Origin of the sequence: Rhodococcus sp. 008 (genome assembly GCF_001682295.1) — a bacterium.
Classification (GTDB): Bacteria; Actinomycetota; Actinomycetes; order Mycobacteriales; family Mycobacteriaceae; genus Rhodococcus_F; species Rhodococcus_F qingshengii.
This window is the reverse complement of the sequence record NZ_CP012749.1, coordinates 935,950-949,576: the sequence shown is the minus strand read 5'-3', so window position 1 is coordinate 949,576 and position 13,627 is coordinate 935,950. Positions and strand designations below refer to the sequence as shown.

Sequence of the window (13,627 nt, the reverse complement as noted above, 5' to 3'; positions counted from 1 at the left end):
GAGAGGCTTGACGTGGACTGGCTCTACCGAATCAGTTTGATCTCGGGACCGCTGCCGGTGATCCTGACTGTCCTTGGGGTCCTGGGTGGCGTGTGGCTGCTCGGTTCGAACGTGCGCTGGTACTACCGCAGAGCGGTGCCGATCGCGGGGCTGATTGCGCTGGTGATCATGATCGCCGTGTGGATCACCGTCGAAAAGGTGATCGTGCCGTTCCCCGATCCCATCGAGATGTCGATCTACGTGTGGATCGGAATCGGTATCTACGCGTTGCTACTTCTCGGGCCGCGAATCAAGGCGGGCGGAACCGTCGCGAAAGCGCTCCTGTCCGTGATCGCGACGGTTCTGGTCGTCATCACTGCCGCGACGCAGATCAATCTGGTTTTCGCCGCGTATCCGACTGTGGGAATTGCGTTCGGACACGACGATTTCGACCGCATCTCACTCAGTGAAGTTCCCGGTCCGACCGATCCTGTTGTCACCGGCGATCCCACCGACACTGTGTGGAAAGCGCCGGAGGGCATGCCGATTCGCGGACGGGTCACGACTTTGCCTGTCCCCGGGACGATTTCAGGATTCTCCGCGCGCGACGCGCAGGTATATCTGCCGCCGTCGTACTTCACCAATCCGCGTCCGCTTCTTCCCGTGCTCGTGCTGATGGCAGGTCAGCCTGGCAAGCCCGAGGACTGGCTCCAGGGCGGAAAGCTGACCGCGACAATGGATGCCTTTGCACGAGATCACGAGGGGTTGGCTCCAGTCGTCGTGATAGCCGATGGAACAGGGTCGCAGATGGCCAATCCGCTGTGCACCGACTCGTCACAGGGCAAGGTCGGCACGTATCTGGCAAAGGACTTGCCCGCTGCGGTGGCGAATGCGTTCCAGATCGACACGAATCCGCGAGCGTGGGCAATCGGCGGGCTCTCCTACGGTGGCACCTGCTCACTGCAGATGGCGACCAATTACCCCGAGGTGTACCCGACATTCCTCGATCTGTCCGGTCAATTGGAGCCTTCGCTCGGTGACCGACAGCGAACCGTCGACGAGATATTCGGCGGCGACGAAGCGGCGTTCGTGAAGGTGAATCCGATGGACCTGCTGGCGACTCGGAAGTTCCCGAACTCGGGCGGAGTGTTCGTCGTCGGAACAGATGACAACGAGTTCAAGCCGGGTCAGCAAAAGGTGTACGAAGCGGCCAAAGCGGCCGGAATGGACGCCAGGTATCTCGAGCTTCCCGGTGGTCACAGCTTTTCGGTGTGGTCGGCCGGCGTCGAGCAGGAGCTGACGTGGATCTCGCAGAGAATGGGACTGATCAGCTGAATCCTGTTCCGGTTTTGGAACGTGTTCTATATTCGGTGTGTGGCTGCCGTTCGGCAGTCTCTCGATCGTTCACCGACTGGAGTTCAGGCACATGTACGAGTGGTCCGACACCGACCTGATGTTCCGCGACGCCTTGCGGGGCTTTATCGACAAAGTGGTGCGACCTCACGTCGACGAGCTCGAAAGTGGTGCGCTGCCGCCGTTCGACATCATTCGCAAGCTGTACTCGACCTTCGGTCTGGCCGACATGGCACGCGAAGGCCTCGAGAAGTCGCTGGCACGCGAGCGCGGCGATGCGCCCTCCGGTGACGGTGAGAAGTCGAGCGCCTTCAGCGGCGCCGGCAGCATGGGCGTCGTGCTCAACAGCGAATTGGCCGGAGTCAGCCTCGGCCTGGTCGCATCGTTGGGTGTCAGCCTCGGATTGGCCGCCGGAACTATCCGCAGCCGCGGCACACTCGCGCAGAAGGAACGCTGGCTCCCCGGCCTGGTGACATTCGAGACCGTCGGCGCCTGGGCGATCACCGAACCGGACTCCGGCTCGGATGCCTTCGGCGGCATGAAGTCCTACGTACGCCGCGACGGCGACGACTACATTCTCAACGGCAACAAGACCTTCATCACCAACGGTCCGTACGCCGACGTGATGATCGTGTACGCAAAGCTCGACGAGGGCGATGCGTCGGTTGATCGTCGCGATCGCAAGGTGCTCGCCTTCATCCTCGACAAGGGCATGGAGGGTCTCACACAGAGCCCGCCGTTCAAGAAGATGGGCATGAACTCCTCACCCACAGGTGAGCTGTTCTTCGACAACGTCCGCATCACCAAGGACCGTCTGCTCGGCGAGACCGAGGACAGCGGAAAGTCGGACGGCAAATCCAGCGCCAAGGAGAGCTTTGCCGCCGAACGCATCGGCATCGCGTCCCTGTCTCTCGGCATCATCAACGAATGCCACCGTCTGAGTATCGAATACGCGAAGTCCCGCAAACTGTGGGGACGCGAGATCGGGCAGTTCCAGCTCATCCAGCTCAAGCTGGCCGAGATGGAGGTCGCTCGAATCAACGTGCAGAACATGGTCTTCAACGCGATCGAACGTACCGCGGCCGGAGACAAAGTGAGCCTGGCGGAGGCGTCGGCGATGAAGCTGTACTCCTCGCGCGCAGCGACCGAGGTCGCGATGGAAGCCGTGCAGCTGTTCGGTGGAAACGGCTACATGGCCGAGTACCGAGTCGAGCAGTTGGCGCGTGATGCCAAGTCGCTCATGATCTATGCGGGCAGCAACGAAATTCAGGTCACCCATATCGCCAAGGGTCTCCTGGGCTGACACCGGTACGTTTTCGCTTGTCGGTCGATCGCAGCAGGAACCAGATAGTCTTGCTGCGGTCGGCGACACCGCGCCGACGGATCGGAGTAAGCAGTGAACGCGTCAGATCCCATTGCGTCAGATTTCACTGCGCCGGATCCCACAAATGTTCATCCGATGGCCGGGCAACCGCGAGTGGTGTTGCTGAGGCCGTTGATCGACAACCCGTTGATCGAGGTAGGGGAGTACACCTACTACGACGATCCGGAGTTCGCCGAAGAGTTCGAGACTCGAAACGTGTTGCATCACTACGGTCCCGACAAACTGGTGATCGGCAAGTTCTGCGCCCTGGCCACCGGTGTCACCTTCATCATGAACGGCGCGAACCATCGTATGAACGGTGTCTCCACCTACCCGTTTCCGATCATGGGCGGTGATTGGGCCAGGCACATGGATTTGGTGCAGGATCTGCCGTCACGCGGTGACACCGTCGTCGGGAACGACGTGTGGTTCGGCGGGAACGTGACAGTCATGCCCGGTGTCCGGATCGGTCACGGGTCGATCGTGTCCACTGGCGCCGTCGTAACGCGCGACGTCCCGGACTACGCAATTGTCGGCGGCAACCCGGCAACGGAGATCAAGCGCCGCTTCAGTGCCGAAGACATCGAGAAGTTGGTGCGAATTGCGTGGTGGGACTGGCCGATCGAGAAGATCACCCGCCACGTCCGGGTGATCTCGGACGGGAGTGTCGCGGAACTCGAAGCGGTCGAGTGATCTACCGATCTGCTAGTTCGATCGAGTGAGCGAGTAGTTCCGGACATAAAGCAGGGCGGCCGCGAGAAGGCCGACGGCAAGACCTGTTCCGGTGAAGGTGATCAGGTTCGGCTCGAGGTCGAAGTGGATGATGGTCAGGCGAGCACTCCGAGGATGCTCAGGAGCAAGCCGGTCGCGATGAAAACTGCGAAGAGTGGTTCTGCAACACGGTCGCGCAGCGTTGTGAGTCGCACTCGACGATCGTTTCATCTCAGCCCGAGATCGAGAGTCTTTGTCGGTGGCTTCCATTAGCGTGTGCGCATGACTCTCACACTCGGCATGATCACCTTCGACAGTCTCGATCCCGGTCCGCTCGCAACGTGGTGGGCAGCGCAGTTGGGCGGAAACATCGTCGAGGAAAACGACGGTTGGTTCTACATCGTCTCGGTCCCTGACAGCGCCACCAACTTCGCATTCCAGAAGGTCCCGGACCCCACCGCCGGCAAGAATCGCATCCATCTCGATTTGGGGAGTCCGGATCTCGACGCCGAGGTGGCGCGGCTCGTCGAGGCCGGAGCTACCGAGCACCACCGCGAGAACATGGACGGTTTCCGCTGGGTGACGCTCCTCGATCCTGATGGGAATCAGTTCTGCGTATCCGGTCCTCACGCCTGAGCTAACCGATTCTGTGCCCACCTGATTCGTGGCCACTGATATCCCGGACACCTGTTCGGGCATGATGAGAGGCATGACTTCTCAGACTTCTCGGACGGCTCGGGCCGGGGCGGCTTCTCCGACCGGGGCCGACGCAGACGGCTTGTGCAGCTTCGTCGATTCGTCACCGTCGCCGTTCCATGTGTGCGCGACGGTGGCGACCGAGCTGACGGCCGGCGGGTTCGTCGAAGTCCACGAAACGCAGTCGTGGCCAGCCGAGCCCGGACGGTACTTCCTCGTGCGAGGCGGTTCGCTGATCGCCTGGAGCACCGAGGGCGTGGGAAACGCCGCTCCGTTCCGGATTGTCGGAGGTCATACCGACAGCCCCAACCTGCGGGTCAAACAGCATCCCGACCTCACTTCGGCCGGGTGGCAGATGGTGGGCCTCGAACCGTATGGCGGTGCGTGGCTGAACTCCTGGCTCGACCGCGATCTCGGTATCTCCGGACGATTGAGTGTCCGGGTGGGAAACACTGTGGAGCAGAAGCTGGTTCGCATCGACGACCCGATTCTTCGTGTTCCGCAGCTGGCTATCCACCTGTCCGAAGATCGCAAGGGTGTGACGCTGGATCCGCAGAGGCACGTCAACGGAATCTGGGGCGTGGGTTCGAAGCCCAAGTCTTTCATCGGCTTTGTCGCCGAGCGTGCGGGTGTAGCCGCGTCGTCGGTTCTCGGCTGGGAATTGATGACACACGACCTTGCGCCCAGCGCAGTCGTGGGGGTGGACAAGGAATTGGTCAGCGCCCCCAGGCTCGACAATCAGGGCACGTGTTATGCAGGGACACAAGCACTTCTGGCCGCAGTCGAGTCGCCCTGTCAGCAGGTCCCAGTGCTTGCACTCTTCGATCATGAAGAGGTCGGCAGCATGTCCGATCGCGGAGCTTTCTCGGACCTGCTGAACACCGTGCTCGAGCGGATCGTGTTGGGACGCGGTGGTGGCCGCGAAGAATTCCTGCAGGCGATGGCCGGCTCGGTATGCGCGTCGGGCGACATGGCACACGCGACGCACCCCAATTACCCGGACCGCCACGAGCCCGCTCATCGGATCGAGATCAACGGTGGGCCGGTACTCAAGGTGAACCAGAACCTGCGCTACGCCACCGATGCAGCCGGTGCCGGCGAATTCGCGCTCGCGTGCGATCAGGCGGGAGTGCCGATGCAGCGCTACGTCCACCGCGCCGATTTGCCGTGCGGCTCCACCATCGGACCGATCACGGCATCACGCACCGGACTCTCCACCGTCGACGTCGGCGCGCCTCAGCTCGCCATGCACTCGGCCCGCGAGCTGATGGGCGCGGCAGATGTCCGCATGTATGCCGACGCGCTTGGTGCCTTCCTCACGCCGCGTAGTTAGAGGGCGCGTAGTCAAAGTGCAGGGAGCCCAGTGGGCGTAGAGGGCGCAGTCGGTAGATCCTCGAAGAAGTCGGCGCTCGGTGTGAAGAACATCGAGCCCGTCACGGCCGTCGAGAAGTCGAGCAGACGGTCGTAATTGCCGCGAGGGTTGCCGAGAAACATGTTCTCGAGCATCCGTTCGGTGATCGCCGGCGTGCGGCAGTAGCCGATGAAAAAGGTGCCGATCTCGTCGTCGCCGAGGCGCCCGTACGGCATGTTGGCACGCAGGATCTCGAGAGCCTTGCCGTTCTCGTCCTTGATTGCGTTGAGGGCTACGTGCGAGTTGGCCGGCTTCACGTCGGACGTCATCTCGATGTCCTCGAGCTTGCTGCGTCCGATCACACGTTCCTGCTCGTCGACGGTGATTGCTTCCCAGTCCCGCATCTTGTGGACGTAGCGCTGGATGTGGACGTAGCTCCCTCCGGTGAACGCAGGATCTTCGTCTCCGACAGTCACGGCGGCGACGGCGTCGCGGCCCACCGGATTTTCGGTGCCGTCGACGAAGCCGATGAGGTCTCGGTTCTCGAAGTACTGGAAGCCGTGAACCTCGTCGACCACCGTGGCTGCGCCGTGCAGTCGCTTCGTGATCTGCCGAGCCACCTCGAAACACGCATCCATGCTCATCGCGCGGATGTGGAAGAGCAGATCGCCGGGAGTCGACGGCGCCGAGTGAACGTCGCCCTGCAAAGCGGTGAACGGGTGCAGTAGCGCGGGGCGCGGACCGGCGAACAGTCGATCCCAAACCGACGAACCGATGCTTGCCACCACATCCAAACCTGATCCGGGGACGCGCAGCCCCACGGCGCGCTGCAGGCCGGCGACGTCGGCGAGTAGTTCTCGTGTGGTGTTCTCGCCACCCGGATTCACGGTCGCGACCAGGAAAATCGCAGCCGGAGTGAGGGGAGTGGTCACCGACTGGGACTGTGCCGTGAGGTCGGACTGACGAACATCCTGGGGCATGCGAGGCCTTTCGAGGGAGAGAGTGGGCCGGCCCTGACTTTAAGAAAACCGACCGGATTACCCAAACCGGGGCGGGTGTGACGGGCGATACTTCGCAGGCCCGGAGGTGTTGCGGGTGCTGCCGTCTGCGGAAGTCGTCGGCCCACACCGATAGACTGTCCCCCGGCACGTTCTTTCGTTGGGCACATTCGTGGTGTCCCGCTCCGCGCCGGCTTGCCTCTTGACTCCCGTAGGGAAGGGACCACTCTCCAGTGTCTGCTCACCAGGTCGATACCGTCACGCACGCATCGGCTGATCCCGATGCCGCTCAGCCGTTCAAGGAGCTCGGTCTCAAGGACGACGAATACGCACGCATCAAGGAGATCCTGGGCCGCCGTCCCACGGACGCCGAACTGGCGATGTACTCGGTGATGTGGAGCGAGCACTGCTCGTACAAGTCCTCCAAGGTCCACCTCGGATACTTCGGCAAGACCACCACCGACGAGATGCGCGCCAACATGCTGGCCGGTATCGGTGAGAACGCCGGCGTCGTCGACATCGGTGACGGCTGGGCAGTCACGTTCAAGGTCGAGAGCCACAACCACCCGTCGTACGTCGAGCCCTACCAGGGTGCGGCGACCGGTGTCGGCGGTATCGTCCGCGACATCATGGCCATGGGTGCTCGTCCGATCGCCGTCATGGATCAGCTTCGGTTCGGTGCTGCTGACGCCCCCGATACCCGTCGCGTCGTCGACGGTGTCGTGCGCGGTGTCGGTGGATACGGAAACTCCCTCGGCCTGCCGAACATCGGCGGCGAGACGGTCTTCGACGAGTCCTATGCAGGTAACCCGCTGGTCAACGCCCTCGCTGCCGGCGTCATGCGCGTCGAGGATCTGCATCTGGCCTTCGCTTCGGGCGCGGGCAACAAGATCATCCTGTTCGGCGCACGCACCGGTCTCGACGGAATCGGCGGCGTCTCGGTCCTCGCGTCGGCGACGTTCGACGACGAGGGTGGAGACACCGGCGGACGTAAGAAGCTGCCCGCGGTTCAGGTCGGCGACCCGTTCACCGAGAAAGTGCTCATCGAGTGCTGTCTCGACCTCTACAAGGCCGGCCTCGTCGTCGGCATCCAGGACCTCGGCGGCGCCGGGCTGTCCTGCGCCACCTCCGAGCTGGCCGCGGCCGGCGACGGCGGCATGCACATCAACCTCGAGAAGGTTCCGATGCGCGCCACCGGAATGACCCCGGCCGAGGTGCTCTCGAGCGAATCGCAGGAGCGCATGTGCGCCGTGGTCACGCCCGAGAACGTCGATGCGTTCATGGAGGTCTGCAAGAAGTGGGACGTCCTGGCCACTGACATCGGCGAGGTCACCGACGGTGAGCACCTCACCATCTCCTGGCACGGCGAGACTGTCGTCGACGTTCCCCCGCGCACCGTCGCGCACGAGGGTCCGGTTTACCACCGCCCCGTCGAGCGTCCGGCAACGCAGGATGCCTTGATCGCGAATACGACCGCCGGACTGAAGCGTCCCGAAACCGACGCCGAGCTCGAAGCGACCCTGCTGAAGATGATCGCCTCGCCTGCCCTGTGCAGCCGCAAGTGGATCACCGAGCAGTACGACCGCTACGTCCGCGGAAACACCGTCCTGGCCGAGAACGCCGACGGCGGTGTCATCCGCATCGACGAGAAGACCGGACGCGGAATCGCACTGTCCACCGACGCTTCGGGCCGCTACACCGCGCTCGACCCGTACACCGGTGCGCAGCTCGCGTTGGCCGAGGCTTTCCGCAACGTGGCAGTCACGGGCGCAACGCCCAAGGCCGTCTCCAACTGCCTGAACTTCGGTTCTCCCGAGGACCCGGGTGTCATGTGGCAGTTCCAGCAGGCCGTTCGCGGCCTTGCCGACGGCTGCGCCACCCTCGGAATCCCCGTCACCGGCGGCAACGTCAGCTTCTACAACCAGACCGGATCCACGGCAATCCTGCCGACGCCGGTGGTTGCCGTCCTCGGTGTGATCGACGACGTTCACCGCCGCATCCCGACGGGCCTCGGACTCGAGCCCGGCGAGACGCTGATCCTGCTCGGCGACACCCACGACGAGTTCGACGGCTCCATCTGGTCGCAGGTCGAGCACGGTCACCTCGGTGGCGTGCCGCCGAAGGTCGACCTCGCCCGTGAGCAACTGCTCGCCGACATTCTGCTCGCCTCTTCGCGTGACGGTCTCGTCACCGCAGCCCACGACCTCTCCGAGGGTGGACTGGCCCAGGCTGTCGTCGAAGCCGCGCTGGCCGGCGAAACCGGTTGCCGCATCCTGATTCCCGAGGGCGCCGATCCGTTCGTGACCTTGTTCTCGGAATCGTCGGGACGCGTCCTCGTTGCAGTTCCGCGTACCGAGGAGACTCGCTTCACCGGTATGTGCACCGCCCGCGGCTTGCCGTGGACGCGTATCGGGGTCGTCGACGAGGGCAGCGACTCCGTCGAGGTCCAGGGACACTTCTCCGTCACGATGGCCAAGCTCCGTGAGGCCTTCGAGGGAACGCTGCCCGCACTGTTCGGGTGATAGATGGTCGATTCCGGAGAACTGACTTCTTCTGACAGCCAGCCGCAGGAACACCACCTGCGGCTGGCTGTTCCCGCACCCCTCGAGAAGCTCGACAACCGCTTCACCGAGTGGGCGTGGGGGCTCCTCAAACTCGACTTCACCGGCATCGCGTTTGCCGCGTTCTTCTTCTGCTGGTCGTTGACCCCTTCGCTGTTGCCGCGTGATTGGCTTTTCCAAGGTCTGATCGGCGGAATCAACTCGGCCATCGGCTACGGCGTCGGTACTGCGATCGGTTGGGCTGTCGAGCGATACCTGCTAAGCGGGCGACGGTGGTGGCCACTGCCCGAGCCGGTGCCTTCCGCGATCAAGGTCTTCGTTCCGGTCGCGTCCATCGTCGCGGCGATCATCATGCTGGTCTACGCGGCCGGGTGGCAACGTGAAATCGCGGCACTGACCGATGCTGAAGGCACGACCACTTCCGGCTACATCCGAACCCTCGGACTGAGCCTGCTCGTCGGTGGCCTGCTCATCTCGATCTGGCGGGTCCTCCACGATCTGGTGAAACTGATTGCCCGACAGCTGATGCGGCGGTTCCACTGGTCACGGTCGGTGGCCAATGGCGTCGGTGTCCTGGTTGTCACCGTCCTGTTCTTCATGCTGGTCGACGGCGTCCTGGTCCGCGGAATCTATGCAGCGACCAACTCGATCTTCAGTCTGCAGAACTCGACCACTCGCGACGGCGTCGTCGAACCGCAGGATCCGATGAAATCGGGTAGCCCCGAATCAGCCGCTCCCTGGGACACATTGGGGTTCGAGGGACGAAACTTCGTCTCGCGCGGACTCGACGCGCAGGAACTCGAAGCGGCAACCGGTAAGCCTGCGATGGATCCGATTCGCGTATATGCCGGACTTGAAAGCGCCGAAGATCCCGAAGAGCGTATGGATCTGGTCATCAAGGAGCTGGAGCGAACCGGCGCCTTCCAACGCAAGGTCCTCGTGGTCATTCCGACGACGGGTACGGGGTGGGTCAATCCCACTGCGGCACAGGCAATCGAACTTGTGCATGACGGCGACACTGCTCTTGTCGCCAGCCAGTACTCGTACCTGCCGAGTTGGATCTCGTTCCTCGCCGATCAGGAGAAGGCGCAAGCTGCCGGACGCCTGTTGATCGAGCGGGTACACGAAAGATGGCTCCAGGAACCGGAAGCCACCAGGCCGAAGTTCATGGTCTACGGCGAGAGCCTCGGCGTCATGGCCGGCGCCGGAGCCTTCGACACACTGCAAGCGGCGCGCGATACCGCCGACGGAATTCTGTGGGTTGGCCCACCGAACGCGACGCAGTTGTGGCGTTCGATCGAGAAGAGGCGCGATCCTGGTACCCCCGAAGTAGCGCCCGTATACGCGGACGGCTTGGCCGGCGTGCGGTTCGCGGATCGCTCCGAAGACATTCCGACCGACGGGATGACGTGGCCGCAGCCGCGGGTTCTGTTTGTCCAGCACCCTTCCGATCCGGTGGTGTGGTGGTCGCCCGACCTCATGTTCAATCGGCCCGAGTGGCTCAAGGAAGTGCCCGGTTTCGACCGCTCGCCGTCGATGAAATGGTTCCCGGTCGTGACGTTCTGGCAGGTGTCTGCAGACCTCGGTAACGCCGCGGGAGTTCCCGACGGTCACGGTCACAATTACGGAACCTCCGTTCTGGACGCCTGGATCAGCGTCGCCCAGCCCGAGGGATGGACGGCCGCAGAAACCGAGCGGGTGCGGTCGGCATTGGTTGTCGCCGTGAAATCAGAGGGCCCCGAGAAGTGAGGGGAGTCGCCTCGATCGCGCTCTCCGCCGCCGCGATCACCTGGAGCAACGTCGTGCTTCCGGCATTCGGTCTTTCGCCCCGAGCCCGCGCCGTGGTCAACACCGCGGCCGGTCTGTCGGCGATCGGAGTCCTACTCGCACGTGGTTACACCCGCGAGGAACTCGGCTTGGCGCACACCGGCATTCGTGGTGGTGCTCAGTTCGGCGGAGCCGCGGCGGGGGCGGTCCTCACCGGCTACAGCGTCGCTTTGGCCGTTCCGTCCTTGCGCGCGACTCTCGCTGCCGACGAGCGAGCAGACGGCCGCGAAGACTTCCTCGAATGGATCATCCTGCACATCCCGTTCGGGACGGTGCTCTCCGAGGAACTGTTGTTCCGTAGCGCGATGTCGGCCGTCTGGAGCCGCGAACTGAACAGGCCGACCGCGCAGGCTGTTCACGCACTGACCTTCGGGCTGTGGCACGTCGCCCCCGCCCGCGGTGCCGGCGACAACGTTCCCGCAGCCGTGGCGTTCACCGGCGCTTCGGCATTGCTGTTCGAGTGGCTGCACCGCCGTGGCGGCAGCGTACTTGCCCCCGCCCTGCTGCACCTGGCCACGAATGCCGGTGGCGCACTTGCCGTTCGTATCGCTACTCGCAGACAGGGAGTGAACTGATGCCGCCCCGCCGCGCCGTCGACCCCGCCGAATTTCGTGCCGCCGTCCTGGCCGTCGGCCCGTGGCTTCGAGATCCGGAACTGCCGAAGCCTTCGCGCAGTGAACTCGGTGCGGCAGTGAAGATGAGTGCGCGCACTCTCGAACAGATCGCCCCCGGATCGAGCGTCGAGGTGCGGGTCCCACCGTTTGTTGCGGTGCAATGCATCGAAGGTCCGCGTCACACGCGCGGAACCCCGCCCAACGTCGTCGAGACGGACGCTCGGACGTGGTTGCAGATGGTCACCGGATTGCTCGAGTTCTCCGAGGCCTCAGGTGACGGAAGAGTCGACGCCTCAGGTAGCCGCGCTCCCGAAATTGCGCACTGGCTCCCACTGCTGCGGTTGACCTAGCAACAGAGGGGTTGGCGTAGTGACAGAGTGGTTGACGCAGTAACAGAGAGAGACCATCCGGTTCGCTTCGGCGTGATCTGAGACCCAAGGCAGCCCTCAGGGGAAGTGAGTCCCAAAATGGCCGTAGACTGTGGATGCCCCCCAACCCCTGCCCACAAAGGGAGCGCCCGGTGACTCGTGCCGATCTGTCGGTCAACAGTCCAAATCTCCTCGCTTCGAACCCGTCCGACGAGGACGAGAACGAGCCCCGCGAAGAATGCGGTGTATTCGGCGTCTGGGCGCCGGGAGAGGATGTGGCGAAGCTCACTTATTACGGCCTGTACGCACTTCAGCACCGTGGTCAAGAAGCTGCCGGCATTGCGGTAGCCGACGGCTCCCAGGTGCTGGTGTTCAAGGATCTCGGCCTGGTCAGCCAGGTATTCGACGAGCAGACCCTCGCAGCGATGCCAGGTCACGTCGCCGTCGGACATTGCCGTTACTCCACCACCGGTTCCACGACGTGGGAGAACGCGCAGCCCATCTTCCGTACGACCACTGCCGGCACCGGCATCGCGCTCGGCCACAACGGCAACCTGGTCAACACCGCTGAACTCGCGAGCCGCACCCGTGCAGCCGGCCTGGTCAACGACAAGCGCCCCAATGCCGCGACTTCCGACTCCGACCTCATCGGTGGTCTCCTGGCACACGCTGCCGGCGACAGCACCATCGAACAGGCTGCGATGGAATTGCTTCCCACGTTGGAGGGCGCGTTCTGCCTCACCTTCATGGACGAGCACACGCTGTACGCAGCGCGCGATCCGCACGGCATCCGCCCGCTCTGCCTCGGTCGACTCGACCGCGGTTGGGTAGTCGCCAGCGAGACCGCAGCCCTCGACATCGTCGGTGCGTCGTTCGTTCGCGACATCGAACCCGGTGAGCTGCTTGCGATCGACGCCGACGGCGTCCGCTCCTCACGTTTCGCGAATCCGACGCCCAAGGGCTGTGTTTTCGAGTACGTCTACCTTGCCCGTCCCGACAGCGTCATCGGTGGCCGTTCGGTCCACTCGACCCGCGTCGAGATCGGCCGTCTGCTCGCCAGCGAGCATCCCGCCGAAGGTGACTTGGTCATCCCCGTTCCCGAGTCCGGCACCCCCGCAGCCGTCGGGTACGCACAGGGCTCAGGCATTCCTTACGGCCAGGGTTTGATGAAGAACGCCTATGTCGGCCGCACCTTCATCCAGCCGTCGCAGACGATCCGTCAGCTCGGTATCAGGCTCAAGCTCAACCCGCTCAAGGAAGTCATCCGCGGCAAGCGCCTTGTGGTGGTGGACGATTCGATCGTCCGCGGTAACACCCAGCGTGCGCTCATCCGGATGCTCCGCGAAGCCGGCGCCCTTGAAATTCACGTCCGTATCGCCTCGCCGCCGGTCAAGTGGCCCTGCTTCTACGGCATCGACTTCGCCTCACCGGCCGAATTGATTGCCAACGGCGCGGGCGGACAGGATGCGACGTTCGAGGAGATGCTCGACGGTGTGCGTCGTTCCATCGGAGCGGACACCCTCGGATACATCTCCACCGAGGGCATGATCGCCGCCACCGAGCAGCCGGCCAGCCGTCTGTGCGCCGCGTGCTTCGACGGGACCTACCCGATCGCGCTTCCCAAGGAAACGTCGATCGGCAAGAACGTCCTCGAGGGGATGCTCGAGAGCACCGCAGGTTCGACGGCCACTCGCGACAACGACAATGCGAGCGCGCTCAGCCGCCCCTGAACATCAGAATCGTTGAAATTCGACAGCCGAGAATCTGCCGTCCACAGCATGTGGGCGGCAGATTTTCTGTTCACGA

General features: G+C 63.6%; 11 protein-coding genes. 10 read left to right on the top strand and 1 reads right to left on the bottom strand.

Annotated features, from left to right (window positions below; all coding sequences use genetic code 11):
* Window positions 1-12 precede the first annotated feature (12 nt).
* From AOT96_RS04415 to AOT96_RS04390, 5 genes are all read left to right on the top strand, one after another.
* Entirely contained in the window at window positions 13-1,314 is a 1,302-nt protein-coding gene (locus AOT96_RS04415; protein WP_047271090.1) for an alpha/beta hydrolase, read from the top strand.
* Between the two features lie 91 nt (window positions 1,315-1,405).
* Window positions 1,406-2,635 carry an acyl-CoA dehydrogenase family protein gene (locus tag AOT96_RS04410; protein ID WP_065352763.1) on the top strand — a complete coding sequence of 410 codons (1,230 nt, stop codon included), beginning with the start codon at window positions 1,406-1,408 and terminating at the stop codon, window positions 2,633-2,635.
* A 156-nt stretch (window positions 2,636-2,791) separates the two neighbouring features.
* Complete coding sequence (locus AOT96_RS04405; protein ID WP_037125853.1) at window positions 2,792-3,388, top strand: CatB-related O-acetyltransferase; 597 nt, start codon at window positions 2,792-2,794, stop codon at window positions 3,386-3,388.
* Window positions 3,389-3,688: 300 nt separating this feature from the next.
* Window positions 3,689-4,042 (top strand): VOC family protein, encoded by a 354-nt coding sequence (locus tag AOT96_RS04395; protein ID WP_003939907.1) that lies wholly within the window; start codon window positions 3,689-3,691, stop codon window positions 4,040-4,042.
* A gap of 73 nt (window positions 4,043-4,115) precedes the next feature.
* Window positions 4,116-5,435 (top strand): M18 family aminopeptidase, encoded by a 1,320-nt coding sequence (locus AOT96_RS04390; protein WP_065351347.1) that lies wholly within the window; start codon window positions 4,116-4,118, stop codon window positions 5,433-5,435.
* 11 nt (window positions 5,436-5,446) lie between these two features.
* Here the strand turns inward: AOT96_RS04390 and AOT96_RS04385 are convergent, their stop codons facing one another.
* Window positions 5,447-6,433 (bottom strand): Dyp-type peroxidase, encoded by a 987-nt coding sequence (locus tag AOT96_RS04385; RefSeq protein ID WP_065351346.1) that lies wholly within the window; start codon window positions 6,431-6,433, stop codon window positions 5,447-5,449.
* A 251-nt stretch (window positions 6,434-6,684) separates the two neighbouring features.
* Here AOT96_RS04385 and purL point away from each other — a divergent pair, with 251 nt between their 5' ends.
* The 5 genes from purL (at window position 6,685) to purF (ending at window position 13,551) form a co-directional block, all read left to right on the top strand.
* A complete protein-coding gene (gene purL, locus AOT96_RS04380) occupies window positions 6,685-8,973 on the top strand; it encodes a phosphoribosylformylglycinamidine synthase subunit PurL (RefSeq protein ID WP_003940379.1) in 2,289 nt (762 codons plus the stop codon).
* A 3-nt stretch (window positions 8,974-8,976) separates the two neighbouring features.
* Window positions 8,977-10,761 (top strand): alpha/beta hydrolase, encoded by a 1,785-nt coding sequence (locus AOT96_RS04375; RefSeq protein ID WP_042922291.1) that lies wholly within the window; start codon window positions 8,977-8,979, stop codon window positions 10,759-10,761.
* Window positions 10,758-11,414: a CPBP family intramembrane glutamic endopeptidase gene (locus AOT96_RS04370; RefSeq protein ID WP_065351345.1), complete on the top strand. Its 657-nt coding sequence runs from the start codon at window positions 10,758-10,760 to the stop codon at window positions 11,412-11,414. The genes AOT96_RS04375 and AOT96_RS04370 overlap by 4 nt, the downstream gene beginning before the upstream one ends.
* Window positions 11,414-11,803 (top strand): sterol carrier family protein, encoded by a 390-nt coding sequence (locus AOT96_RS04365; protein ID WP_007733822.1) that lies wholly within the window; start codon window positions 11,414-11,416, stop codon window positions 11,801-11,803. Before AOT96_RS04370 ends, AOT96_RS04365 begins: the two co-directional genes overlap by 1 nt.
* 170 nt (window positions 11,804-11,973) lie before the next feature.
* Window positions 11,974-13,551, top strand: coding sequence for an amidophosphoribosyltransferase (gene purF / locus AOT96_RS04360; RefSeq protein WP_003940541.1), 1,578 nt, complete (start codon window positions 11,974-11,976; stop codon window positions 13,549-13,551).
* Window positions 13,552-13,627 lie beyond the last annotated feature (76 nt).